The following is a 232-nucleotide window of genomic DNA, read 5'->3' as shown; positions in this document are numbered from 1 at the left end:
CAGCGCGGCCAGTACCTGGCCACCGCGGGCGACTGCGCGGCCTGCCATACCGCGCCGGGCGGCAAGCCTTACGCCGGCGGGCTGACCGTGCCCACGCCGGTCGGCGACATCATCAGCACCAACATCACGCCGTCGTCCGGCACCGGCATCGGCCGCTACACCGAGGCGCAGTTCCGCGACGCCGTGCGCAAGGGCATCCGCGCGGACGGCAAGCACCTGTACCCAGCGATGC

Annotated in this window: 1 pseudogene; it reads left to right on the top strand. The window is 73.3% G+C overall.

The annotated features are described in order from the left end of the window. A pseudogene (locus UUA_RS18410) lies at positions 1 to 232 on the top strand (cytochrome c); the annotation flags it as partial.

It is taken from the genome of Rhodanobacter thiooxydans LCS2 (assembly GCF_000264375.1).
GTDB lineage: Bacteria > Pseudomonadota > Gammaproteobacteria > Xanthomonadales > Rhodanobacteraceae > Rhodanobacter > Rhodanobacter thiooxydans.
Note: the sequence above shows the minus strand (reverse complement) of the source record. Positions and strands in the feature narration are given on the sequence as shown.